Origin of the sequence: Buttiauxella sp. JUb87, assembly GCF_004361975.1 — a bacterium.
Classification (GTDB): Bacteria; Pseudomonadota; Gammaproteobacteria; order Enterobacterales; family Enterobacteriaceae; genus Buttiauxella; species Buttiauxella ferragutiae.
The window spans coordinates 98,333-122,420 of the sequence record NZ_SNVY01000006.1 but is presented as its reverse complement, the minus strand read 5'-3'; the positions used below and the strand labels follow the sequence as shown (position 1 = coordinate 122,420).

Genomic DNA, 24,088 nt, shown 5'->3' with positions numbered 1-24,088 from the left:
TACAATACAAACACCTGCGAATCAGGAGAACGCCAGGAATGGAGAGACACATAACAGCAACCCGGTAATAATGATAATCACCAGCGATGCACCTTTATATTTGTGCAGTGCTGGTACTTTATAAACCAGCCATGCAGGAATTAAACAACCAACCATGCCAAATATTGGGCTACAGATTGAGGTAAAACTTAATACTGGTGCGTTAAGGACGATCGCACTCCAGGCCAATAAAATGGCGAACAACATAATTCCGCGCTGCACCCATTTTTGGTTTATTCTTTCTTCTGGCATTCTGCGACGTAAAATATTAATAACGATACCTTGTGTTGCCTCACGGAAACCAAGATAAACACCAAAGAATGCCGTCATGACTGCAAAGATATTGAGCATTACGCTAACGACAGTGACCCACGCGCCCGAAGCGCCGTCAATGAATTGGGCAGCGATAGCGAGAGCCGAAATATTTTGCTCATAGGCTTTTACAGCTTCGTCGTGCCCCATTGCCAGCGTGAAAGAAACTGCATAAAAGAACACCGTCACGAAAAGAATACCGAAGGCAATATTCATGGCACGCAACGCTTTAAAACGAGCCACTTCCCGGGACTTTTCTGTTGAGCGATACGAAATCACCATCGGGCTTAATGTTTGAATAAACAGAATAGAGGTCAATGTAAATGGCAGGGTAATGATCGCATTCTTAATCAGCATCCCCATTGGCGGCAGCATCCCGGTGTTGTGCAAGTGCCACATGCCAATCATTGAGAAACCCAATGCCGCGACAACCAAAAGCTTTGCCAGCACCATGAAGCTTGAGATTTTAAATAAAAGCTGCTCGCCTCGTGAAGAAATGGCGACCAGAACACAAATCAGTCCCAACCCATAAAAAGGATTATCTGATAACAGCCCTTCGGTCACGCCAAAAGTATGTAAATAAGAGGCACTATCATTAGTAATGGCAGTAGAATAAACGAACAACCAAATAACCAACATAACAAAATAGAGAGCGCCTAATAATACCCCCCAGTTTTTACCTAAATAACCACTAATCACACTAGGGTAATCTTTACATTCCGGTGATTCCGCTAAGGTATTAATAAAGAGACGCTGGAACAAATACATTGCCGGATATCCTACTATTGAGGAGAGCAGAAATACCCACAACCCCATTAATCCGACTTGTACTGGTAAAAAGACTATTCCGGCACCAATCGCCATCCCGATACTCATAATTACCCAGCCGACATCTTTACTATCGAATTTTGTCGCGGCCTGCCATTCACTTTCTGTCATTCCTGCTCGACCGGATGCTGGAATATTAACCGCAGTAATGCTTCCCGTTTCCATAAAGTGCTCGCTTATATTTGTAGGTTTTAATCGTGAATATTCAATACAGAGTGATGACCAGATACTCGAAAAACGAGATCGGTGTTCTGGACGTGTATTTAGAATGAGAAAAGGATAGCGCGGGTAGCGGAGAAAAAATTTGCTACTCCTCAAGAGGAAGCCAAACAAAAGAGTAAATTTTTCTCCGTTTAGAGGTAAATCTGCATATTTCCTGCAGTATTTTGCTAATTTGGTAGAAAAGAGTTATTGGAAAGGTATCGTTAAAAAACTAACTCATTGTTTTTAAAGTATTTGTTTTGAGTGTTTTGCTTTAAAGGAAATTACCCACCCACCGCGAATGTGAGCTGGCGCAACTCGTGAGGTTAATGCGGTGTGACAATATGGCCACCAGATTTTGACTCACCTCACACTGCAACGGCGATTCAGAATTAATCACTGTTTATTGTATCCATATGGTTAAGGTTTAGATTTTTTATCTACCATTTCGCCATACGGTTACAGCAAATTATCAGGAAAGCCGGTTAACGCGCGTTTCTCCGTTCTCAATCGCCAATTGATACAGCGTAAACGGAGTATGTCTCTCGATAAGCGTCGCCAGTTCTGGCGAGTGGCTGGTTAACCAAATCTGCGTGTAGCGACTCGCTTGTGCGATCAAACGTGCCAGTGCGGGCAACATCTGTGGATGCAGGCTGTTTTCCGGTTCATTGAGGGCAATAAAACGTGGTGGTCGGGGGCTAAGCAGCGCAACGGTCAGGCACAAGAATCGTAATGTTCCGTCAGAAAATTCAGCCGACTCCAACGGGCGATTAATCCCCTGTCGGTGCATCATCATCTGGAAACGCCCGTTCCTGTTATCACAGAAAAATGTGCATTCAGGGAACGCTTCATCCAGCACCGCAAACAGTAATTCGCTATCACCTATTTCAACGATGGTCTGGAAAGCCGCGGCCAAATTCAAACCATCACCGCCCAGAACAGGCGAGCGATAACCGACCTGCGGCAAACGCAATCCGGCACCCTTGGTAATGTCGAATTCGTGGTAGAAACGCCAGTTGCGCAGTATTTCCCGTGCGCTGGAAACTTCAGGATAAAGATGCGGCTCGCCTAACTGGCCGAACAAAGATTCGTTTTCGTAGAGTGTGGCGGCATGCGTCACCTTCTCACCGTTCACATCATTGAGAAAAACCGCCTGGTTACGCCGGTGCATAATGGAAGATGAAGGGCGACGGCGGAAACCACTCAGCCAAATTTGTTCTTCTTTAACAATAGGATCGAGATCAAACATGGTTGGATACGGCAGTTTATCAGGGAAACCGACCTGCAATTCATACTCAAAATCGTCGGTATCTACCGCCAGTGTCATGCGGCGCGGCGCACTGGCATACCCTTTGGCGCGATCGCCCGCCCACATCACTTTCTGAATACCGCCTTCATCCGATAACCAATGCGACAACTGCCCCATCGCCGCCCCGTGAATCAGATGGATTGCTTTATAAATGTTGGATTTACCGCAGCCATTAGGACCAAAAACCACGTTCAGCCGTTCGAGATCAATGGAAAGCTTGCGCACGGAACGGTAGTTGTCGATATACAGGGATTTGATCATGGCGGTGTGGAATCCGGTGATGGCGAGGTTCGTATTATGGCAATTGTTTGCCCTCACCCCAACCCTCTCCCACAGGAGAGGGAGAAAAACTCGATCCATCCCCCTCCCTCAGGAGAGGGAGAAAAACTCGATCCATCCCCCTCCCACAGGAGAGGGAGAAAAACTCGATCCATCCCCTCTCCCTCAGGGAGAGGGAGAAAAACTCGATCCATCCCCCTCCCTCAGGAGAGGGAGAAAAACTCGATCCATCCCCTCTCCCTCAGGGAAAGGGAGAAAAACTCGATCCATCCCCTCTCCCTCAGGGAGATGGCCAGGGTGAGGGTGGTAAAACACACATAGCAAAACGCCCCGCACAATTTACACTGTGCGGGGCGTTCCTGAATGGTTGAAGCTGACCGATAAGCCGGGTTCTGTCGTGGACAGTCATTCATCTAGGCCAGCAATCGCTCACTGGCTCAAGCAGCCTACCCGGGTTCAGTACGGGCCGTACCTTATGAACCCCTATTTGGCCTTGCTCCGGGTGGAGTTTACCGTGCCGCGAACTGTTACCAGACGCGCGGTGCGCTCTTACCGCACCCTTTCACCCTTACCTGATCCCACTTGCGTGGGCCATCGGCGGTTTGCTCTCTGTTGCACTGGTCGTGGGTTACCCCCCCAGGCGTTACCTGGCACCCTGCCCTATGGAGCCCGGACTTTCCTCCCCTCCGCCTGTCTCCTTCCGAAGAAGGACGACGACGAAGCGGCGACTGTCTGGTCAGCTTCGGCGCGAAGTATAGAGGTTTTACCCGCCCCTGTCACCCCTGCTAACGGGTGGTATTGATACCTATCGCCACCGTTGCCGCAATATTGCGCGACGCACGATAAATATTGTCGAATGCGTTTTTCAACGCTTCTTCCAGCGTAACAATACTGTTGAGCACACTGAACACTGCATCGATGCCATGTTGATGGACTATCGCCACATCGCTGGTCAGTGAACCTGCAATACCAATCACCGGTTTACGGTACTTTTTCGCCACGGCTGCCACACCTACCGGGACTTTGCCACGAATACTCTGGCTATCCATACGCCCTTCGCCGGTCACCACCAGCGAGCAGTCATGAATGTGTTCTTCAAGGTGCAGAGCTTCGGTCACAATCTCAACGCCACTGCGTAATTCTGCGCCAAGAAACGCCATTAAAGCCGCGCCCATGCCACCCGCGGCACCCGCGCCTTGCGCATTTTTCACATCAATATGTAAATCTTTTTTAATCACATCGGCGAAGTGGGCAAGGTTGGCATCCAGCTCAACGATCATCGCTTCGTCAGCCCCTTTTTGCGGCCCGAAGACACGTGAAGCGCCGTTATCGCCAATTAAAGGATTCGTCACATCGCAGGCCACGTTAATCACGCAATCTGCCAAACGGGTGTCGAGGCCTGAAATATCAATAGTGTTCAGGCTCATTAAACTGCCACCTCCGTGGCTAATCTCTTTGCCCGTTGCGTCACACAGTTTCGCGCCCAGCGCCTGCACCATGCCCGCGCCACCGTCGTTGGTTGCGCTACCGCCGATGCCGATAATAATGTTGCGCGCACCGTTATCCAGAGCGCGTAAAATCAGCTCGCCAGTACCATGTGATGTAGTAATCAATGGGTTACGGTTTTTGAGCGGTACTAGCGCAAGTCCGCTGGCTTCAGCCATTTCGATAAACGCCGTCTTGCCGTCGCCGGACATTCCCCAAAATGCGCTCACCGGTTCGCCCAACGGCCCGGTCACTGTTGTGGTGATTTTTTTGCCTTGTGTCGCACTGATCATGGCATCGACCGTACCTTCCCCGCCATCTGCAACCGGGACCGATATATATTCTGCATCAGGAAATATCTCACGGAATCCTTTTTCAATGGCCTTCGCCACATCAACAGCTGAGAGGCTTTCTTTATAAGAGTCGGGTGCGATTACGATTTTCATAATGTATCCATGCCAAAAACTTAAGGGCCGAGTTTTGTAGGGTGGATAAGCGCAAGCGTCATCCACCAATTATTGGCGGGGGCGCATGGCTTGCCCGCCCTACGATTGATTACCTGGCGACTTCTACTTTTGCCAGTTTTTCGTAGTAACACGCGATGGCGCTATGGTCATCGTTACCGTGCCCATCTGCTCGCAGCGCCTGCATCATCTCCATCACTGCCGCAGTCAGTGGCAATTGGGCACCAACGCCGTGGGAGGTATCCAGCGCATTCGCCAGATCTTTAATGTGCAGATCGATGCGGAAACCTGGCTTGAAATTACGATCCAACACCATCGGCGCTTTCGCTTCCAGAACGGTGCTACCCGCAAGACCGCCACGAATCGCCTGGAAGACTAACTCCGGGTTAACACCTGCTTTGGTCGCCAGTACCAGCGCTTCAGACATCGCCGCAATGTTCAGCGCTACAATCACCTGGTTTGCCAGTTTGGTGACGTTGCCGGCACCGATATCGCCGGTATGCACCACGGAACCGGCCATGGATTTCAGCAGGTCGTAATACTTGTCGAAAATCGCTTTGTCGCCGCCAACCATCACAGACAACGTACCTTCGATAGCTTTTGGCTCGCCACCGCTGACCGGTGCATCCAGCATGTCGATACCTTTGGCTTTCAGCGCTTCGCTGATTTCACGGCTTGCCAGTGGCGCGATAGAACTCATATCGATAACCACAGTGCCCGGTTTTGCCCCTTCAATAATACCGTTCGCACCCAGTGCCACTTCTTTCACATGCGGGGAATTAGGCAGCATGGTGATGATCACATCACACTGCTCGGCAATATCTTTAGGCGTGGCTGCGGTTTCGGCACCCGCCGCAATAATTTCAGCAATAACCTCTGGATTACGGTCGGCAACCACCAGCGAATAACCAGCTTTGATGAGGTTTTTACTCATTGGTTTGCCCATGATACCCAGGCCAATAAACCCAACTTTCAGTGTCATAATTCAGTCTCTCTCTTTAAATGGTGGTTATTTTTTAAAAGAATCAGCGAGTTTCTGCGTTGCAGAGCGGAAGCAGCCTAAATCGCTACCAACGGCCACAAAGGTGGCGCCCCATTCCAGATAACGGCGCGCATCCGCTTCAACGGGTGCCAGAATCCCGGCCGGTTTACCGTGCGCTTTAGCACGAGCAAAGATGTGTTGGATGCAATGTTGCACTTCCGGATGCGAGGCATTACCCAAATAGCCCAACGCCGCCGCCAAATCACTTGGCCCGACAAAAATGCCGTCCACGCCGTCAGTCGCGGCAATCGCATCAACGTTATCCACTCCCTGCTGGCTTTCGATTTGCACCAGAATCGTGATGTTCTTGTTGGACTGTGCGAAGTAGTCCGGCACGGTGCCAAACATATTGGCGCGATGCGAAACAGACACGCCGCGAATCCCTTCCGGTGGATAGCGGGTTGAAGACACCGCCAGCACCGCTTCCGGCTGGGTTTCCACAAACGGAATCAAGAAGTTGTAGAAACCAATATCCAGCAAGCGCTTGATAACCACCGGATCGTTAGTTGGTGCACGAACCACCGCCGCACTTTCGCTACCCTTTAACGCCATCAGTTGCGGGATAAAAGTGGTGATGTCGTTTGGCGCATGTTCGCCATCCAGCACAATCCAGTCGAACCCTGCCAGCCCCAGCACTTCAGTACTGATAGGGTTTGCCAGTGCAGACCAGCAACCGATTTGCGTCTGATGTGCTGCCAGTGCCGCTTTGAATTTGTTGGGGAAAACGTTGTTATTCATCTGTTGCCCTTATTTATTCAGTTATCTGTTGAGAGAATTACTTCTGCAATTCCATACGTTTAATGTCGCCAACTACGAACAGATAACAAACCATTGCCATCAGCGCCGAGCAGCCAACAAAGATCAGCGCCGCATTGAAGGAGTGAAGCTCAGAAACCAGGTAACCAATCACCAGTGGTGTCACGATAGAAGCCACGTTACCGAACACGTTAAAGACCGCACCACACAGACCGACCATCTCTTTTGGAGCCGTGTCGGCAATAACCGGCCAGCCCAGGGCACCAAAACCTTTACCGAAGAAAGCGAATGCCATCAGCGCGATAACCAGCGCGGTACTGTCGGTGTAGTTACAAAGAATGATGGTGGAAGCCAGCAACATTCCGAGCACAATCGGTATCTTACGAGCAACAGTCAGTGAGTAACCGCGTTTGATTAACGAATCTGAGAATACGCCGCCCAACACCCCGCCAGCGAAGCCACACAGAGCCGGAATAGAAGCCACCATCCCCACTTTCAGAATCGACATACCTTTATCTTGCACCAGGTAAATCGGGAACCAGGTCAGGAAGAACCAGGTAATGGTGTTGATAAAGTACTGACCGAAGAACACGCCCAGCATCATGCGGTTAGTCAGTAATTGTTTGATGTAATGAAGTTTTGGCCCCTCAACCACGGCACCTGGTTTTTTGTGGTCCATATCGACCACTGCGCCGCCTTTAGTGATGTAATCCAGTTCTTCTTTTGACATACGCGGGTGGTCAGTCGGGTTATGGATAAACTTCACCCACAGGAAAGTCAGCACAAAACCGATACCGCCCATTACGGTAAACACGTGTTCCCAGCCCCAGGCAAAGGTCAACCAACCGAGTAATGGAGAGAACAACGCCAGCGAGAAATACTGTGCAGAGTTAAAAATCGCAGATGCGGTGCCGCGTTCTTTGGTGGGGAACCAAGCCGCCACAATACGGGCGTTCGCCGGGAAAGACGGTGCTTCAGAGAAACCGAGCATAAAGCGCATGATAAACATGGAGATACCCGCATACGCCAGCGGTACCATGTCGACAAAGCCCTGCATAAAGGTAAACAGCGACCAGAAGAACAGGCTGTAAGTGTAGACTTTCTTCGAACCGTAGCGGTCAAGCAACCAGCCACCAGGGATTTGCATCAGCAGGTAAGCCCAGCCAAATGCTGAGAAAATATAACCCATTGAGATTGCACTGAGTTGTAATTCTTTAGCAACTTCAGTACCTGCAATAGAAAGTGTGGCGCGATCCGCATAGTTAATCGTCGTCACAATAAAGATAATTAATAATATTAGGTATCGCGTATGCTTACCTTTTTTAGACTCAATGGCTGTATCCAAAATCATTTTTCACATCCTCTGTTGCGGGTACTTTATTCAAGGATTTTTATTTAATAAGATATTAATAAATTATATTTCGGGATGGCACTGCTTAATATATGCAACACAGTATAGCCACCAGTAACTCAATGGACATTAGGCATCCGCCCAATTAATGACATTAAAAACAATAAATAGTTAACCATATGCACATGTTTGTGGGGGGTATTGCACAATTTCATTGATTGCCCACCCCTCCAGATTAGGCGTCACAATATAAAGTGATCTCGCTCACATTTTTATTCCTCACGGACTGACATTCTTTATTTAGCTTGTGAGAAGTCACGATTAGAAAAATTCTGGAGAATAGCGACAATGTCAAATATAGAAATTAAACAACAACCCCCTGGCTCCTTTTATATAAAAGTTCATGAGACAGATAATGTCGCTATTATTGTTAATGATAACGGCCTGAAAGCCGGTACGCGTTTCCCGGATGGTCTGGAATTAATCGAACATATCCCGCAAGGCCATAAAGCTGCACTGGTTGATATTCCCGCACACGGTGAAATCGTCCGTTATGGTGAAGTGATCGGTTACGCGGTGCGTGATATTCCACGCGGTAGCTGGATTGACGAATCACTGGTGGAATTACCAAAAGCGCCACCACTCCACACGCTGCCATTAGCGACCAAAGTGCCGGAACCTTTGCCGCCGCTGGAAGGTTATACCTTTGAAGGTTATCGCAATGCAGACGGCAGTGTCGGTACCAAGAACCTGCTTGGCATCACCACCAGCGTCCATTGCGTTGCTGGCGTGGTGGATTATGTCATCAAAATTATTGAACGTGATTTGCTACCGCGCTACCCGAATGTTGATGGCGTGGTCGGCCTGAACCACCTTTATGGCTGTGGCGTGGCGATCAACGCCCCTGCAGCGGTTATCCCTATTCGCACCATCCATAATATTTCTCTGAACCCGAACTTTGGCGGCGAAATTATGGTGATTGGCCTGGGTTGCGAAAAATTGCAGCCTGATCGCCTGCTCGAAGGCACCGACGACGTGCAAGCGATTAACGTTAGCGATGCCAGCATTGTGCGCCTGCAAGACGAACACCACGTCGGTTTTAAATCAATGGTCGACGACATTCTGACGGTCGCTGAGCGCCACTTAGTGAAACTGAACCAGCGCCAGCGCGAAACCTGCCCGGCGTCTGACCTGGTGGTCGGTATGCAGTGCGGCGGTAGCGATGCGTTCTCCGGTGTGACGGCTAACCCGGCAGTAGGTTTTGCCTCTGACTTGTTAGTGCGCTGTGGCGGCACGGTGATGTTCTCTGAAGTCACCGAAGTGCGCGACGCCATTCACCTGTTAACCCCACGCGCCATCAATGAAGAAGTCGGCAAACGCCTGCTTGAAGAGATGGAATGGTACGACAACTATCTCGATATGGGTAAAACCGACCGCAGCGCTAACCCATCGCCGGGCAACAAAAAAGGTGGCCTGGCAAACGTAGTGGAAAAAGCGCTCGGTTCCATTGCCAAATCAGGGCAAAGCGCGATTGTTGAAGTGCTTTCTCCAGGGCAACGCCCAACCAAACGCGGCCTCATTTTCGCGGCAACACCGGCCAGTGATTTCGTCTGCGGCACGCAACAGGTCGCATCGGGCATTACGGTGCAAGTGTTCACCACCGGTCGCGGCACACCATACGGCTTGCTTGCGGTTCCGGTGATTAAAATGGCCACCCGTACCGCCCTGGCAAACCGTTGGTACGACTTAATGGATATCAACGCCGGTACTATCGCCACGGGTGAAGCGACCATTGAGGATGTCGGCTGGGAATTGTTCAAATTTATTCTTGATGTCGCGAGTGGACGCAAGAAAACCTTCTCGGATCAGTGGGGGCTGCACAATGCTTTGGCGGTGTTTAACCCAGCGCCGGTGACCTGATTTTTTGAAAAATGGCGGATGACGCCAACGCTTATCCGCCCTACCGATTTTGTAGGTTGGATAAGCGCAGCGCCATCCAACACCAGCCTCATCCCGGCAATTTCTCGCGACAAACCTTCAACACCAACTGCCGCAACCATTGATGCGCGGGGTCGGCTTCCGAACGTGGATGCCACATCAACGACACCGTAATCTCATTGGTTTTCACCGGCAGCTCAAAAACAAACAATCTCGCTTCCCCTGAGTTCCCATTCAATCCTGGCTGATTTAACAAAAACGTCGCCGGAACCAACGCCACCAAATCAGACGCTTGAGCCACCGCCAGCGCCGCAGGGAAGCCCGGCACCATCGCCACAATCTTGCGTTCTAAATTAAGCTCAGCCAGCAATACATCCACCGGGCCGGTTCCACGTTCATGGCGGGAAACCACCACATGCCCCAACGCGGCATACTTCGCAGCCGTTATTTCCCCATACTGTTCCAGCGAATGCCCTTTCCTGACCACACCAACAAACTTATCGCGATACAGCGTGGTGAGCCGTATTTCCGGCCCCATCTCACCGAGCACGCCGACCTCAAGGTCAATCAAACCTTCGCGCAAATACTTCGCTGTTTTCTCCGGTTTGGGCATAAAACGCAGTTGCACTAAAGGCGCGACAGCAGCAGCCGCGGCAATCAATGCGGCACCAAAAATCTCGATAAACCCGGCGTTAGTCCGCAGAGTAAAACTGCGCTCAAGCGTGGCAAGATTGAGCGCGCTTGAAGACGGGCGCAGTATCGCCCGCGCTTCAAACACCGCATTTTGCGTGCGCTCGCGGATCTCCTCGGCATAAGGTGTCAGCACCATGTTACGCCCGGCGCGCACCAGTAGCGGGTCGCCGGTGGTGGCACGAAGCCGACTTAACGTGCGGCTCATCGCTGAGGCACTTAAGCCCAGACGGCGCGCAGCACTCGCCACACTTCCTTCCGCCAGAAGCACATCTAAAGCAATCAGTAAGTTCAGATCGGGTTCGTTCATAACGTCATAGTAACCAGAGAAGGCGTTTGGTGCAGGTTATTAATGCAAATGCTGCATCTTCCGCCACATCTTAGGCACCGCTATATTTGCGCCATCAACCTGCGAAAGAGAACTTTAACCGATGGCGTTATTTACCGATCAACCCGGCGATGAAGGATTACCAGGTCGCGAGCGCGGCTTAGCAATGGTAGCAGTGATGACTATGGCAGCGATGGTCGTGTTCGACGGCTCGATGATTAACATTGCGCTGCCGCAAATCGCCCGCTCACTTAACGCCTCCGTCGGCGCTACCGTCTGGGTGGCGAACGGCTATTTGTTATCCGCAGCGATGACGCTGGCGATCTTTGCGGCACTTTCCAGCCGCCTTGGGTTCCGTGCCATCTTCACCTTCGGACTCAGCGTTTTTACTCTGGCATCCGTCGGTTGTGCGCTGTCGTCATCACTGGAAATGCTGGTCATTATGCGCGTATTACAAGGTATCGGCGGTGCCGCGACCTTAAGCATTGGCCCGGCAATCCTGCGCTCGGTTTTCCCCAACCGCCTGCTCGGACGCATCCTCGGCCTGAACGCATTACTGATTGGCACCAGCACCGCCATCGCGCCTATTCTGGGTGGAACCTTACTTTCGGCATTGAGTTGGCAATGGCTGTTTGCGATAAATATTCCGTTGGGAATCATGGCTGTGATACTCACTCTGCGCGCGGTTCCCCATAATCCGGCGTTAAAGCGTGAACCGTTTGATTACGCTGGAGCCGTGCTTTCAGCCGTTGCGTTAGGCGCCCTGGTGATGGCCGCCGATGCCTTTACACATCAGGGAAATAGCGACCTGATAACCGCATTGATTTACGGTGGCATCGCGATTTTTACCGGAATGGCGTTCATCTGGGTTCAACGCCGCGCCACAAAACCGCTGCTCCCGCTCAAGATGTTTGCCTCTTCCCGATTCTCGCTGGCAGCGCTCACTTCTTTAGCGTCTTTTGTCAGCCAGGGGATAACTTTTATCGCGCTGCCCTTCCTGTTTCAGAGCGTTTACGGTTACAGCGCGCTGGTTTCGGCACTGCTTTTCACACCGTGGCCCATCGGCATTATTCTGGCCGCACCCCATGCCGGGCGTCTTGCCGACCGCTATTCAGCAGCGATCATTTCCACCATTGGCTTGAGCATTTTTGCGGTTGGCCTGGCATTGCTGGCGATGCTCCCGGAACACGCGCAGGCGTGGGATATCTGCCTGCGTAGCCTGTTATGCGGAATCGGTTTTGGCTGCTTCCAAAGCCCGAACAACCGAGAAATGCTCTCCAATGCCTCACGCGAAAACAGCGGCTACGCTTCAGGCGTGCTGGCAATAATGCGCACCTTCGGCCAGTGCCTCGGAGCGGCATTTGTGGGCGTGTTTATGTCGCTTTATGCGCAGAACAGCGCCGTGCAAATCAGCTTGTGGGTAGCCCTCATCGCCACGGTTTTAGCCATCGCGCTGAGCGTGAGCCGGTTGCGGGGATATAAATTAGCGGCAGGGTAAGAGAAAAAACCAGTACAAATTTCTCCCGCCATTTCTCCCGCCATATTGGCGGGAGAACCCTGGTTGTAGGGTAGATAAGCGCAAGCATCCACCCCTTCTACAATCAGACATCGCCAACCAACACCACTTCAATGCCGCCTTTACGCAGCCCTTTCAGGCTCTCTTCAGGAATACCCGCGTCGGTGATCACCATATGGATCCGTTGGGTATCAATGATCTTATGCAGGCTGGAGCGGTTAAATTTCGTGGAGTCCGTTACGACGATTACGCGTTCAGCCACTTCGCACATACGGCGGTTAAGGCGCGCTTCATCTTCGTTATGTGTACTAACACCGCGTTCCAGATCGATGGCATCAACGCCGAGGAATAGCATGTCGAAGTGATAGTTTTGCAGCGATTGATCGGCCTGATCGCCGTAGAATGAAAGCGACTGGCGACGCAAATGCCCACCGGTCATCAGCAATTCCACGCCTTCCGCTTCAAGCAATGCATTCGCCACGTTCAAACCGTTAGTCATGGCGATGACTTCTTTATGGTTGCGCAGGTGGCGTGCAATTTCATAAGTGGTGGTGCCGGAGTCAAGAATAACGCGGTGGCCAGGCTTAATAAGATCCGCAGCCACGCGCGCGATGCTGCGTTTAAGGGAAGTATTCAGAGAACTTTTATCTTCAACCGTCGGTTCTACCGCCGCCGTCCCTGAATCGCAGACCAGCGCACCGCCGTAAGCACGCACCGCCACGCCCTGCTTTTCAAGGAAAGCCAGATCGTTACGGATCGTCACAGTCGAAACACCAAAAAATGAAGAGAGATCATTAACCTGCACACTTCCCTGCTGGCGAAGACGCTGAATAATGTGTTCGCGTCTTTCACTTGTACCTGTTACACGCTTGTCCGTTGCTGCGTCGGTATTGCTCATAATAGATCCTTTCATAAAACCTTTCGTTTCATTTCACTTTGCCTATTAACACCTTTCTTTTCGCGGAAAGCAAGCCTTTACATCGCCCGCTGCATTCACTGTCATCGTGTCAAATAGGCTTTCATTATGTTTCTTTTGCGAAACAGATCGCAATTCTATTATCTTTCGTTTTGTTTTTATCGCACGATATACCACTATTAAATGAAACAAATCGAAAGATAAATAGTTCCCCAACTCATACGGAGAGGAAAGTGAAACATTTAACCGCGTTTGTGGCCGACCATAAACAGGATTCACGATGTGGCATTTTTGCCGTTTGTTCCGCTCACCCAATGGTTCTCGAAGCGGCAATGCGCCATGCAAGAGAAGCCAAATCTCTCTTATTGATTGAAGCGACCTCCAACCAGGTCGATCAGAATGGCGGTTACACAGGAATGACGCCGCAAGACTTCCGCGAGTTTGTCGAGTCAATGGCAGACCAGTATCACTTCCCACGCGAAAACCTGATTCTGGGCGGCGATCACCTTGGCCCAAACCGCTGGCAGGGACTGAACGCAGAAGAAGCCATGCGCAATGCAGATGAGCTGATTCGTTGCTATGTCGCCGCAGGTTTTAAAAAGATCCATCTCGATTGCAGTATGTCCTGCGCTGATGACCCAGTGCCGTTGACCGATACTATTGTTGCGATGCGCGCCGCAAGACTGGCGAAAATTGCCGAACAAACCTGTGCTGAGAAATTCGGCGAGTCCGATTTAGTTTACGTTATTGGCACTGAAGTTCCGGTGCCTGGCGGCGCACACGAAACGCTGGCGGAATTAGCGGTGACAACACCGCAGGCTGCAAAAGCCACGCTGGAAGCTCACCGCCACGCTTTTGAATTACAAGGTTTAAGCGATATCTGGCCACGTATTATTGGGCTGGTCGTTCAGCCTGGCGTTGAGTTCGACCACACGCAGGTTATCGATTATCAGCCGGAGAAATCACTTTTCCTGAGCCAGATGATTGAAGCGTTCGACACCCTGGTATTTGAAGCGCATTCCACCGATTACCAGACCCCGCAGGCATTGCAGCAGCTGGTTCAGAACCACTTTGCGATTCTGAAAGTCGGCCCGGCGCTGACCTTTGCACTGCGTGAAGCGCTATTTTCACTGGCCGCTATCGAGCATGAGCTACGCCCGGCACATAAATGCTCAGGGCTGCGGGAAGTGCTGGAAAACGTCATGCTCGAGCAACCTGAATACTGGAAACACCATTATCACGGCAATACCAGCGACTGCCGTCTTGCACGTGGCTACAGCTTCTCTGACCGCGTCCGCTATTACTGGCCGGATCGTGACATTGACGAAGCATATTCAAACCTCGTTACTAATCTGGCCGGTGAATCTATTCCTTTGCCGCTCATCAGTCAGTATCTGCCACTTCAATACGCTAAGGTCCGTGAAGGAAAAATCGCGGCCACGCCGCATGAGCTGATTATCGACCATATCCAGGACGTGTTGCACCAGTACCATTGTGCCTGTCTGGGCACACAAAAATCTCCATTAACACAATGATAATAAGAGGATAAAAACATGCCAAACATTGTATTAAGCCGCATTGATGAGCGACTGATTCACGGCCAGGTAGGCGTTCAATGGGTCGGATTTTCCGGAGCAAACCTCGTCCTCGTCGCTAACGACGAAGTTGCCGAAGATACGGTACAGCAAAATTTGATGGAGATGGTTCTGGCGGAAGGAATTGCCGTGCGTTTCTGGTCGCTGCAAAAAGTTATCGACAATATTCACCGCGCAGCCGACCGCCAGAAGATCCTTCTGGTTTGCAAAAACCCTAATGATTTTCTGACGTTAGTAAAAGGTGATGTGCCTGTTTCGCGGATCAACGTCGGCAACATGCACTACGCAGAAGGCAAAAAACAAATCGCGAAAACCGTCTCTATAGATGACCAGGATATTGCTGCTTTTGATGGTCTACAAAAGGCCGGAGTGGAATGTTTTGTTCAGGGTGTGCCGACGGAATCCGCGCAGGATCTCTACAAACTCCTCTGAGGGATTTTCTATGGAAATTAGCTTATTACAGGCATTAGCGTTGGGTATTCTGGCCTTTATTGCGGGTCTGGATATGTTCAACGGCCTGACGCACATGCACCGTCCGGTCGTCCTGGGGCCGCTGGTTGGCTTGATTCTTGGCGATCTTCATACCGGTATTTTATGTGGCGGTACGCTAGAACTGGTGTGGATGGGTCTTGCACCACTGGCAGGCGCACAGCCACCCAACGTGATTATCGGCACTATTGTTGGCACCACATTTGCCATCACAACGGGTGTAAAACCTGAAGTCGCCGTCGGTGTTGCGGTGCCGTTCGCCGTGGCCGTGCAAATGGGGATTACCTTCCTGTTCTCAATTATGTCCGGCGTGATGGCGCGCTGCGATCGAATGGCGGCCAACGCCGACACCGATGGCATTGAGCGCGTGAATTATCTGGCATTGCTCGCGCTCGGTATCTTCTATTTCTTGTGCGCCTTCCTGCCTATTTATTTCGGCGCGGAACACGCCAAAACCGCCATCGACTTGCTACCTGCTCGCCTGATTGACGGCCTCGGCGTGGCGGGCGGCATCATGCCAGCTATCGGTTTTGCCGTGTTGCTGAAAATCATGATGAAGAATGTCTACATTCCTTATTTCATTCTCGGCTTTGTGGCTGCCGCCTGGCTGAAACTACCCGTGCTGGCGATTGCCGCCGCCGCATTAGCTATGGCGCTGATTGATTTCTTACGCAAAGACCCGGTACCGCAGCAACCTACACACGTCAAGCAAGAGGAATTTGAAGATGGGATCTAACGAACAGACTCTGCCAGGCGTTAACGTCGCTGACACCGCCGAGGTCGATAAAAATGACAATGTCTATGAAGATCAGCGCATTGGTGCAGAACTGACTAAGCAGGATATTAACCGTGTGGCATGGCGTTCCATGCTGTTACAGGCGTCCTTTAACTATGAACGTATGCAGGCATCTGGCTGGCTTTACGGTTTGTTGCCCGCGCTGAAAAAAATCCATACCAACAAAAACGACCTGGCTCGCGCCATGAAAGGTCACATGGGATTCTTCAATACTCACCCATTCCTCGTGACCTTTGTTATCGGCATTATCCTGGCGATGGAGCGCTCAAAGCAGGATGTGAACAGCATCCAAAGCACGAAAATTGCCGTCGGTGCGCCGCTGGGCGGGATTGGCGACGCCATGTTCTGGCTGACCCTGCTGCCTATTTGCGGCGGTATCGGGGCAAGCCTGGCCTTACAAGGTTCGATACTTGGCGCAGTTATCTTCATCGTACTGTTTAACGTGGTGCATCTCGGCCTGCGTTTTGGCCTGGCACATTACGCTTACCGCATGGGTGTGGCCGCCATCCCACTGATTAAAGCCAACACTCGCAAAGTCGGCCATGCCGCGTCTATTGTGGGGATGACGGTGATTGGCGCACTGGTCGCAACCTACGTTCGCCTCTCTACCACGCTTGAAATCACCGCGGGCGATGCGGTGGTGAAACTGCAAACCGATGTTATCGACAAACTGATGCCGGCATTTTTGCCACTGGTTTATACCCTGTGCATGTATGCGCTGGTGCGCCGCGGCTGGAGCCCACTGCGCCTTATCGGTATCACGGTCGTTCTGGGTGTTGTCGGGAAGTTTGCCCACTTCCTGTAAATGAGTCCCTGTAAGCGAGATAAAACAATATGTTAAGTATTATTCTCAGCGGTCACGGTGGCTTTGCCACCGGGCTGGAAAAAGCGATGAAGCAGATCCTCGGTGAGCAGGAACAATTTATCGCCATTGATTTCCCTGAAACCTCTTCAACAGCTCTCCTGACGGCGCAGTTTGAAGAAGCGATCGGTGCACTAGATGAAAGCGAAGGTCTGGTATTTTTAACCGATTTGCTCGGCGGCACACCGTTCCGCGTGGCTTCGACCATGGCGTTAGAGCAGCCAGGGCGTGAAGTCATTACCGGCATCAACCTGCAACTGCTGCTGGAAATGGTGCTGGAGCGTGACGGCCTGAGCAGCAAAGAGTTCCGTCTTCAGGCGCTGGAATGCGGCCATCGTGGGCTAACCAGCCTGGTCGATGAAATGGGGCGTTACCGTGAAGCGCAGGCGGTTGAGGAAGGAATATGACCACGCTGCTGCGCGCCAGACGTGTTCTGACCGAACAAGGCTGGCGGGACGATCACCAGTTACGCATTGAAAACGAAACGATTGTCGCCATTGAGCCGATTCCTGTCGGCACCCTGGCGCGTGAGGCTGAACTGCTTTGCCCGGCTTATATCGACATTCATGTTCACGGTGGTGATGGGGTTGATGTGATGGATGACGACCCCGGCGTCCTCGAGCGACTGGCAATACACAAAGCGCGTGAAGGTGTGGGTGGCTGGCTGCCCACCACCGTTACCGCCCCGCTTGCGGATATCGAGCGGGCATTGCAGCGAATCGCGCAGCGCTATTATCACGGCGGGCCTGGAGCAAGTGTACTGGGCAGCTATCTTGAAGGGCCGTATTTTACACCGCAGAACAAAGGCGCTCATCCGCCAGAATTGTTCCGCGAGTTAGATATTGCCGAGCTGGACAGGTTGATAGAGGTGTCGCAAAACACCTTGCGGGTGGTTGCGCTGGCACCGGAAAAACCCGCAGCGCTGGAAGCCATCAAGCATCTGAAAAGTCGTGATGTACGCGTGATGCTTGGTCACAGTGCCGCCAGTTATGAAGAAACACTAATGGCGTTTGATGCCGGAGCCGACGGGCTGGTGCATTGCTTTAACGGCATGACGGGCCTGCACCATCGTAATCCTGGCATGGTGGGTGCGGGCTTAAGCGATAAACGTGCATGGCTGGAACTGATTGCCGATGGGCACCATGTTCACTCCGCGGTAATGAATATTTGTTGTCACTGCGCGAAATCGCAAATCGTGCTGATTACCGATGCCATGAGTGCCGCCGGAATGCCAGATGGCGACTATTCGATTTGTGGCCATCCGGTGACCATGCAAAATGGAATTGTGAGAACGGGAAGCGGCGGGCTTGCCGGAAGCACGCTCTCGCTGGATGCGGCGGTGCGCAATCTGGTCAACAGCGCTGGCGTTGCCGCTGAAGATGCCATCCACATGGCTTCACTGCATCCTGCAAAAATGCTCGGTCTGGAGAACTCACTTGGCTCTCTGGCGGTGGGAAAACGCGCCAATCTGAATGCGCTTAACCCGCAGCTTTTACTGCAAAACATCTGGATTAACGGCCAGGCTGTCCTCCTGTAGTTCTTTCATTGTGCTCCGTTTTGGTCTGCTACCCACACCGCAGCGGACCTTTCTTTTCCTTTCGATCAAATCCACTCTGACGATTAGTTTTTTATATATAACTATTTAAATCAATAAATTAATTAAAAATAATCGATTTAGAGATCACATTTTTCGTTTTATTGTTTTTCTTACATTGACCTTTCGTTTTCTTTTCTATAGATTTTATTTAAGCATGAGGTTGAGTAAATGAAACAAAACGAAAGATTGTCCTGTACTGCTTTGTGCTACTTCCGATGATCTTGCACTGCTAAGGACTGAGTTATGAGCGAAACCCAATCTGCCTGTCTTTCCGGCACATCAACCTGGACTGAAAAAGAGATCCGCCAACAACCGGCAAGCTGGATCCAGTCACTAAAAAATATTGGCCATCAACGTAGCAACATCGACGCGTTCCTGGCGCCTTTGTTACAAAACACCTCATTAAAAATCATCCTGACGGGTGCAGGAACCTCCGCATTTATTGGCGACATTATTACGCCATGGCTTTCGCGCCACACCGGGAAAAACTTTGTTGCCGTGCCAACCACCGACCTCGTGACCAATCCGGTGGACTATTTAACCGAGCAAGAGCCGACGCTACTGGTTTCGTTTGCACGCTCAGGCAACAGCCCGGAAAGCGTGGCGGCGGTCGATTTAGTCAACCAGGTCGTGAAGGATTGTTACCATCTGGTCATCACCTGTAACGAAGCCGGCAGCCTGTATCAAAACGCGGCGACCAGTGGCAATTCGCTGGCATTGTTGATGCCACCAGAAACCCACGACCGCGGTTTCGCGATGACCAGCAGCATTACCACCATGATGGCAAGCTGCCTTGCGGTGTTTGCGCCCGATGTCATCAACAGCGCCACTTTCCAGGATGTTGCCGAACGCTGCGAGCAAATTATTGCCTCGCAATGCGACCTTAGCGAAAGCGTATTTGGCGACCTCCCTTTCAAACGCATCGTGTACCTCGGCAGTGGGGGTTTACAAGGTGTGGCACGTGAATCCGCGCTGAAAGTTCTGGAGCTAACGGCAGGAAAATTAGCCGCGTTTTATGACTCCCCAACGGGTTTCCGCCACGGTCCAAAATCGCTGGTCAATAACGAAACGTTAGTCGTGGTCTTTGTCTCAAGCCACCCGTACACACGCCAGTACGATCTCGATTTACTGGCTGAACTGCGTCGTGATCAACAGGCGCTACGCGTTGTGGCTATCTGCGCTTCACCGTGTCCAGAAGTCGAAGCCGGGCCGCACATCTGGCTGCCTCCTTCCCGCGATTTTATCGATGTCGAGCAGGCTTTCTGCTTCCTGATGTATGCCCAGATTTTCGCACTGACCGAATCAATCAAAGCAGGCATTACCCCTGACACGCCATCTGCCACCGGCACGGTTAACCGTGTTGTGAAAGGTGTGATTATTCATCCGTGGAAAGGCTGAGAGGATTACAACATGAGTATTATTTCCACTAAATATCTTCTGCAAGATGCGCAGGCCCGAGGCTACGCCGTACCTGCGTTTAATATTCATAACGCCGAAACTATCCAGGCGATTCTGGAAGTCTGCAAAGAGATGCAGTCTCCGGTCATTCTTGCGGGCACGCCAGGCACCTTTAAACATATTGCGTTTGAAGAGATCTACGCGCTGTGCGAAGCCTACTCCGAAAGCTACGACATGCCGCTGGCGCTGCATCTGGATCACCATGAATCGCTGGCCGATATCAGCCGCAAGGTGAATGCTGGCGTGCGCAGCGCCATGATTGACGGCAGTCACTTCCCACTGGCAGAAAACGTACGACTGGTGAAGTCAGTGGTCGATTTTTGCCACCGTAGCGATTGCAGCGTCGAAGCCGAATTAGGTCGCCTTGGTGGGGTGGAAGACGATATGGATGTGGATGAAGAAAGCGCTTTCCTCACCGATCCACAAGAAGCACGCCGCTTTGTTGAGCTCACCGGGATCGACAGCCTGGCGGTTGCCATCGGCACCGCTCACGGGCTTTACACTAAACGTCCGAAAATTGACTTCCAGCGCCTGGGCGAAATTCGCGAAGTGGTGGATATCCCACTGGTGCTGCACGGTGCGAGTGATGTGCCAGATGAATACGTCAGACGCGCCATTGAACTTGGCGTGTGCAAAGTGAACGTGGCAACCGAATTAAAAATCGCCTTTGCTGCAGCGGTTAAAAAATGGTTTGCAGAAAATCCGGAAGGCAATGATCCCCGCTATTACATGCGTGTCGGAATGGACGCCATGAAAGAAGTTGTACGCAGTAAAGTCACTGTTTGCGGTTCTGCCAATAAAATCACCGCAGACAATGAAGTCACCTCCTAAAAACCGGCCTATCTGGAAATACAACGCATTACTTTGGAAAGTAATGCGTTGTATTTAACATTGTGTGATTCATTATTTATTAAAGGAAGTAATAAAATGAGTGCTCCTAATATCTTATTAACACGGATTGATAATCGACTGGTTCACGGTCAGGTCGGTGTCACCTGGACATCCACAATTGGCGCAAACCTTCTTATCGTTGTTGATGATGAAACCGCAAACGATGATATTCAGCAGAAACTAATGGGAATGACCGCGGAAACCTACGGATTTGGAATCCGCTTCTTTACCATTGATAAGACAGTAAATATTATTTCTAAAGCCGCACCTCATCAAAAAATATTTCTGATCTGCCGAACCCCCTCCACCGTTCGAAAGTTGATTGAAGGTGGTGTTGCACTCAAAGATGTCAATGTTGGAAACATGCACTTTTCTGAGGGTAAGAAACAGATCAGCAGCAAAGTTTACATTGATGACCAAGACCTAGCAGACCTCCAGTTTATTCAGAAAAATAACGTTAATGTTTTTATTCAGGATGTTCCAGGCGATCAGAAAGAAAATATCCCAGGATAACAAACGAGTTCAACCATTGTTATTTACGGGGTTATTTATCTGACGATGAATTTTAAATGCATGAAATCACATTAATACAAGGTTTATCACTTGCAGCCTTGGTTTTTTTCTTAGGGATAGATTTCTGGCTGGAAGCACTTTTTTTATTCCGGCCGATCATCGTCTGCACTTTGACGGGCGCGATTCTTGGTGATACCCAAATCGGCCTAATTACTGGCGGTTTAACTGAACTGGCATTTGCGGGCCTCACGCCTGCAGGCGGCGTGCAACCTCCGAACCCCATTATGGCGGGGTTAATGACGACAGTAATTGCATTTTCTACCGGTGTTGACGCCAAAACTGCAATCGGCCTGGGCCTGCCATTCAGCCTACTGATGCAGTATGTCATTCTATTTTTCTATTCCGCATTCTCACTTTTTATGTCGAAAGCGGATAAACATGCCAGAGACGGCAATACTGCTGCATTCTCACGTCTAAACTGGACGACAACATTGATTGTCACAAGCTCTTACGCCGTGATTGCTTTTTTATGTACCTATCTTGCCCAAGGCGCGATGCAATCGCTGGTTAAGTCAATGCCCGTCTGGTTGACCCACGGTTTCGAAGTCGCTGGCGGAATACTACCAGCTGTCGGTTTTGGTCTCCTGTTGCGCGTGATGTTTAAAGCCAAATACATCCCTTACCTGATCGCCGGTTTCCTGTTTGTTTGCTACATCCAGGTAAGCAATTTGCTCCCTGTTGCGGTACTGGGTGCAGGCTTTGCCATCTATGAATTCTTTAGCGCCAAAGCCAAAAAACAATCTGAATCACAACAAGAAATGAAAACTCCTGAAGAAGAGGATTACAGCAATGGAATCTGAAATTACTAAAAAAGACATCACCCGCTTAGGTTTTCGCTCTTCTTTGCTACAAGCGAGTTTCAACTACGAAAGAATGCAGGCTGGCGGTTTTACCTGGGCCATGCTTCCGTTGTTGAAAAAAATCTATCGGGATGACAAAGAAGGCCTCAGTGCCGCCATGAAGGACAACCTGGAATTTATCAACACCCACCCAAACTTCGTTGGCTTTTTGATGGGGTTACTCATTTCGATGGAGGAAAAGGGGGAAAACCGTAGCACCATTAAAGGATTGAAGGTTGCACTTTTTGGCCCTATTGCCGGGATTGGTGACGCCGTTTTCTGGTTTACCTTACTCCCTATTATGGCTGGGATTTGCTCTTCTTTCGCCAGCCAGGGCAACATTCTTGGCCCGATTCTATTTTTCATTGTCTATCTGGCTATCTTTTTCCTGCGTGTCGGCTGGACGCACATCGGCTATTCGGTGGGGGTAAAAGCCATTGATAAAGTGCGAGAAAACTCGCAGATGATAGCCAACTCCGCCACCATTTTGGGGATTACTGTTATCGGCGGGTTAATTGCCTCTTATGTGCATATTAACGTAGTGACCGCTTTCGCTATCGATGCCACTCATAGCGTCCATTTGCAGCAGGATTTCTTCGACAAAATATTCCCCAATATTTTGCCAATGGGCTATACCCTGCTGATGTACTACTTTCTGCGCGTGAAAAGAGCGCACCCAGTGTTACTGATTGGAGTGACATTTATTCTTTCTATTGCGGCTTCGGCTGCGGGAATTTTGTAACCCCACAGAGCGTGCGACGCACGCTCGTAATGGCACTAATGACAGAGGGAGCATCAAATGGACGCAATGGCTTTCCATCGTTGCGCTGATTATCAAGCGCTCAGCGAAAAGGCAAGCGAGTGCCTAATCAGAGCGATAACACAGAATCCGCAGGCGACAATTTGCCTCGCGACCGGTGGTACACCGCTGCTCACTTATTCAATGTTTGTCAGTAAAGTGAAGCAACGCAATATTGATATCAGCCAGATTACGTTTGTTAAGTTGGATGAATGGCTCAATATCCCGCTCAATGCCGATGGCACTTGCGAGACATTCTTACAAACCCATATCATCCAGCCGCTAAATATCGCCCCCGAACGGTTCATATCGTTTCGTTCACAGAATGTCGATGATAAGGAGTGTCAGCGCGTTATCGAATTGATTACCCAGAATGGTGGGATTGATTTGTGTGTACTGGGGCTGGGTAAAAATGGCCATTTGGGGCTCAATGAGCCAGGTGATTCATTAGAACCGGCTTGCCATATTACCGTGCTCGATGAACATACCCGCCAACATGCAATGATTAAAGATTCAGAGCAGCCAGTTGAGTGTGGAATAACATTAGGATTACGAGAGATAATGGCGGCTCGCGAAATCTTATTTCTGGTCGCAGGCGAAAGGAAACAGTCTGCATTTTCAAAATTGCAGGAAAAAAGGTGAGTTGTCAGACTCCATCTTCCTTCTTATGGATGCATCAAAACGTTCATTGCCTGTACGACAGTACACGCTTCACACCAAACCTTGAAAATTAAG

Annotated in this window: 21 protein-coding genes, 1 other RNA gene and 1 pseudogene; 14 read left to right on the top strand and 9 right to left on the bottom strand. The window is 50.6% G+C overall.

Going from position 1 to position 24,088, the window contains the following annotated elements; translation table 11 throughout:
• Window positions 1-21 precede the first annotated feature (21 nt).
• The 7 genes from EC843_RS18605 to EC843_RS18575 form a co-directional block, all read right to left on the bottom strand.
• Window positions 22-1,344, bottom strand: a complete 1,323-nt coding sequence (locus EC843_RS18605) for an amino acid permease (protein ID WP_133522875.1) — start codon at window positions 1,342-1,344, stop codon at window positions 22-24.
• Between the two features lie 508 nt (window positions 1,345-1,852).
• A complete protein-coding gene (locus EC843_RS18600) occupies window positions 1,853-2,950 on the bottom strand; it encodes an AAA family ATPase (RefSeq protein WP_064540439.1) in 1,098 nt (365 codons plus the stop codon).
• Between the two features lie 383 nt (window positions 2,951-3,333).
• An RNA gene (gene rnpB / locus EC843_RS18595) (RNase P RNA component class A) lies at window positions 3,334-3,712 on the bottom strand.
• Between the two features lie 41 nt (window positions 3,713-3,753).
• Entirely contained in the window at window positions 3,754-4,899 is a 1,146-nt protein-coding gene (gene garK, locus EC843_RS18590; protein WP_064540442.1) for a glycerate 2-kinase, read from the bottom strand.
• Window positions 4,900-5,008: 109 nt separating this feature from the next.
• On the bottom strand, window positions 5,009-5,899 hold the full coding sequence (garR, locus tag EC843_RS18585; protein ID WP_064540445.1) for a 2-hydroxy-3-oxopropionate reductase: 891 nt from the start codon (window positions 5,897-5,899) through the stop codon (window positions 5,009-5,011).
• A gap of 27 nt (window positions 5,900-5,926) precedes the next feature.
• Window positions 5,927-6,697 carry a 2-dehydro-3-deoxyglucarate aldolase gene (gene garL / locus EC843_RS18580; RefSeq protein WP_133522824.1) on the bottom strand — a complete coding sequence of 257 codons (771 nt, stop codon included), beginning with the start codon at window positions 6,695-6,697 and terminating at the stop codon, window positions 5,927-5,929.
• Window positions 6,698-6,734: 37 nt separating this feature from the next.
• The gene (locus EC843_RS18575; protein WP_064540452.1) at window positions 6,735-8,066 is read right to left on the bottom strand and encodes an MFS transporter; all 1,332 of its coding nucleotides are present in this window, start codon (window positions 8,064-8,066) and stop codon (window positions 6,735-6,737) included.
• Window positions 8,067-8,414: 348 nt separating this feature from the next.
• Here EC843_RS18575 and garD point away from each other — a divergent pair, with 348 nt between their 5' ends.
• Window positions 8,415-9,986 carry a galactarate dehydratase gene (garD, locus tag EC843_RS18570; protein WP_133522823.1) on the top strand — a complete coding sequence of 524 codons (1,572 nt, stop codon included), beginning with the start codon at window positions 8,415-8,417 and terminating at the stop codon, window positions 9,984-9,986.
• Window positions 9,987-10,074: 88 nt separating this feature from the next.
• On the opposite strand, the gene EC843_RS18565 is transcribed toward garD, so the two are convergent.
• Window positions 10,075-11,004, bottom strand: a complete 930-nt coding sequence (locus EC843_RS18565) for a LysR family transcriptional regulator (RefSeq protein WP_133522822.1) — start codon at window positions 11,002-11,004, stop codon at window positions 10,075-10,077.
• Window positions 11,005-11,125: 121 nt separating this feature from the next.
• On the opposite strand from EC843_RS18565, the gene EC843_RS18560 reads away from it, so the two are divergent.
• Window positions 11,126-12,520, top strand: a complete 1,395-nt coding sequence (locus tag EC843_RS18560) for an MFS transporter (RefSeq protein ID WP_133522821.1) — start codon at window positions 11,126-11,128, stop codon at window positions 12,518-12,520.
• Window positions 12,521-12,623: 103 nt separating this feature from the next.
• Here the strand turns inward: EC843_RS18560 and EC843_RS18555 are convergent, their stop codons facing one another.
• Window positions 12,624-13,436 carry a DeoR family transcriptional regulator gene (locus EC843_RS18555; protein WP_064540462.1) on the bottom strand — a complete coding sequence of 271 codons (813 nt, stop codon included), beginning with the start codon at window positions 13,434-13,436 and terminating at the stop codon, window positions 12,624-12,626.
• Window positions 13,437-13,687: 251 nt separating this feature from the next.
• Here EC843_RS18555 and kbaZ point away from each other — a divergent pair, with 251 nt between their 5' ends.
• The 12 genes and pseudogenes from kbaZ (at window position 13,688) to EC843_RS18495 (ending at window position 24,087) form a co-directional block, all read left to right on the top strand.
• Window positions 13,688-14,989: a tagatose-bisphosphate aldolase subunit KbaZ gene (gene kbaZ / locus EC843_RS18550; RefSeq protein WP_133522820.1), complete on the top strand. Its 1,302-nt coding sequence runs from the start codon at window positions 13,688-13,690 to the stop codon at window positions 14,987-14,989.
• 18 nt (window positions 14,990-15,007) lie between these two features.
• Entirely contained in the window at window positions 15,008-15,481 is a 474-nt protein-coding gene (agaV, locus tag EC843_RS18545) for a PTS N-acetylgalactosamine transporter subunit IIB (protein ID WP_034492996.1), read from the top strand.
• A 10-nt stretch (window positions 15,482-15,491) separates the two neighbouring features.
• Window positions 15,492-16,274 carry a PTS N-acetylgalactosamine transporter subunit IIC gene (agaW, locus tag EC843_RS18540; RefSeq protein WP_133522819.1) on the top strand — a complete coding sequence of 261 codons (783 nt, stop codon included), beginning with the start codon at window positions 15,492-15,494 and terminating at the stop codon, window positions 16,272-16,274.
• Window positions 16,264-17,139 (top strand): PTS N-acetylgalactosamine transporter subunit IID, encoded by an 876-nt coding sequence (gene agaE, locus EC843_RS18535; RefSeq protein ID WP_064540468.1) that lies wholly within the window; start codon window positions 16,264-16,266, stop codon window positions 17,137-17,139. The genes agaW and agaE overlap by 11 nt, the downstream gene beginning before the upstream one ends.
• Window positions 17,140-17,168: 29 nt before the next feature.
• The gene (agaF, locus tag EC843_RS18530) at window positions 17,169-17,603 is read left to right on the top strand and encodes a PTS galactosamine/N-acetylgalactosamine transporter subunit IIA (RefSeq protein WP_064540471.1); all 435 of its coding nucleotides are present in this window, start codon (window positions 17,169-17,171) and stop codon (window positions 17,601-17,603) included.
• Complete coding sequence (gene nagA / locus EC843_RS18525) at window positions 17,600-18,733, top strand: N-acetylglucosamine-6-phosphate deacetylase (protein ID WP_133522818.1); 1,134 nt, start codon at window positions 17,600-17,602, stop codon at window positions 18,731-18,733. The genes agaF and nagA overlap by 4 nt, the downstream gene beginning before the upstream one ends.
• Window positions 18,734-19,036: 303 nt before the next feature.
• A complete protein-coding gene (locus EC843_RS18520) occupies window positions 19,037-20,191 on the top strand; it encodes an SIS domain-containing protein (protein WP_133522817.1) in 1,155 nt (384 codons plus the stop codon).
• Window positions 20,192-20,203: 12 nt separating this feature from the next.
• Entirely contained in the window at window positions 20,204-21,082 is an 879-nt protein-coding gene (gene kbaY, locus EC843_RS18515) for a tagatose-bisphosphate aldolase subunit KbaY (protein ID WP_133522816.1), read from the top strand.
• A gap of 96 nt (window positions 21,083-21,178) precedes the next feature.
• Window positions 21,179-21,655, top strand: coding sequence for a PTS galactosamine transporter subunit IIB (agaB, locus tag EC843_RS18510; RefSeq protein ID WP_133522815.1), 477 nt, complete (start codon window positions 21,179-21,181; stop codon window positions 21,653-21,655).
• Window positions 21,656-21,711: 56 nt separating this feature from the next.
• Window positions 21,712-22,515 carry a PTS galactosamine transporter subunit IIC gene (gene agaC, locus EC843_RS18505; protein WP_133522814.1) on the top strand — a complete coding sequence of 268 codons (804 nt, stop codon included), beginning with the start codon at window positions 21,712-21,714 and terminating at the stop codon, window positions 22,513-22,515.
• Entirely contained in the window at window positions 22,505-23,296 is a 792-nt protein-coding gene (agaD, locus tag EC843_RS18500) for a PTS galactosamine transporter subunit IID (RefSeq protein WP_064540490.1), read from the top strand. The genes agaC and agaD overlap by 11 nt, the downstream gene beginning before the upstream one ends.
• Window positions 23,297-23,362: 66 nt before the next feature.
• Window positions 23,363-24,087: pseudogene (locus tag EC843_RS18495) on the top strand (galactosamine-6-phosphate isomerase).
• Window position 24,088 lies beyond the last annotated feature (1 nt).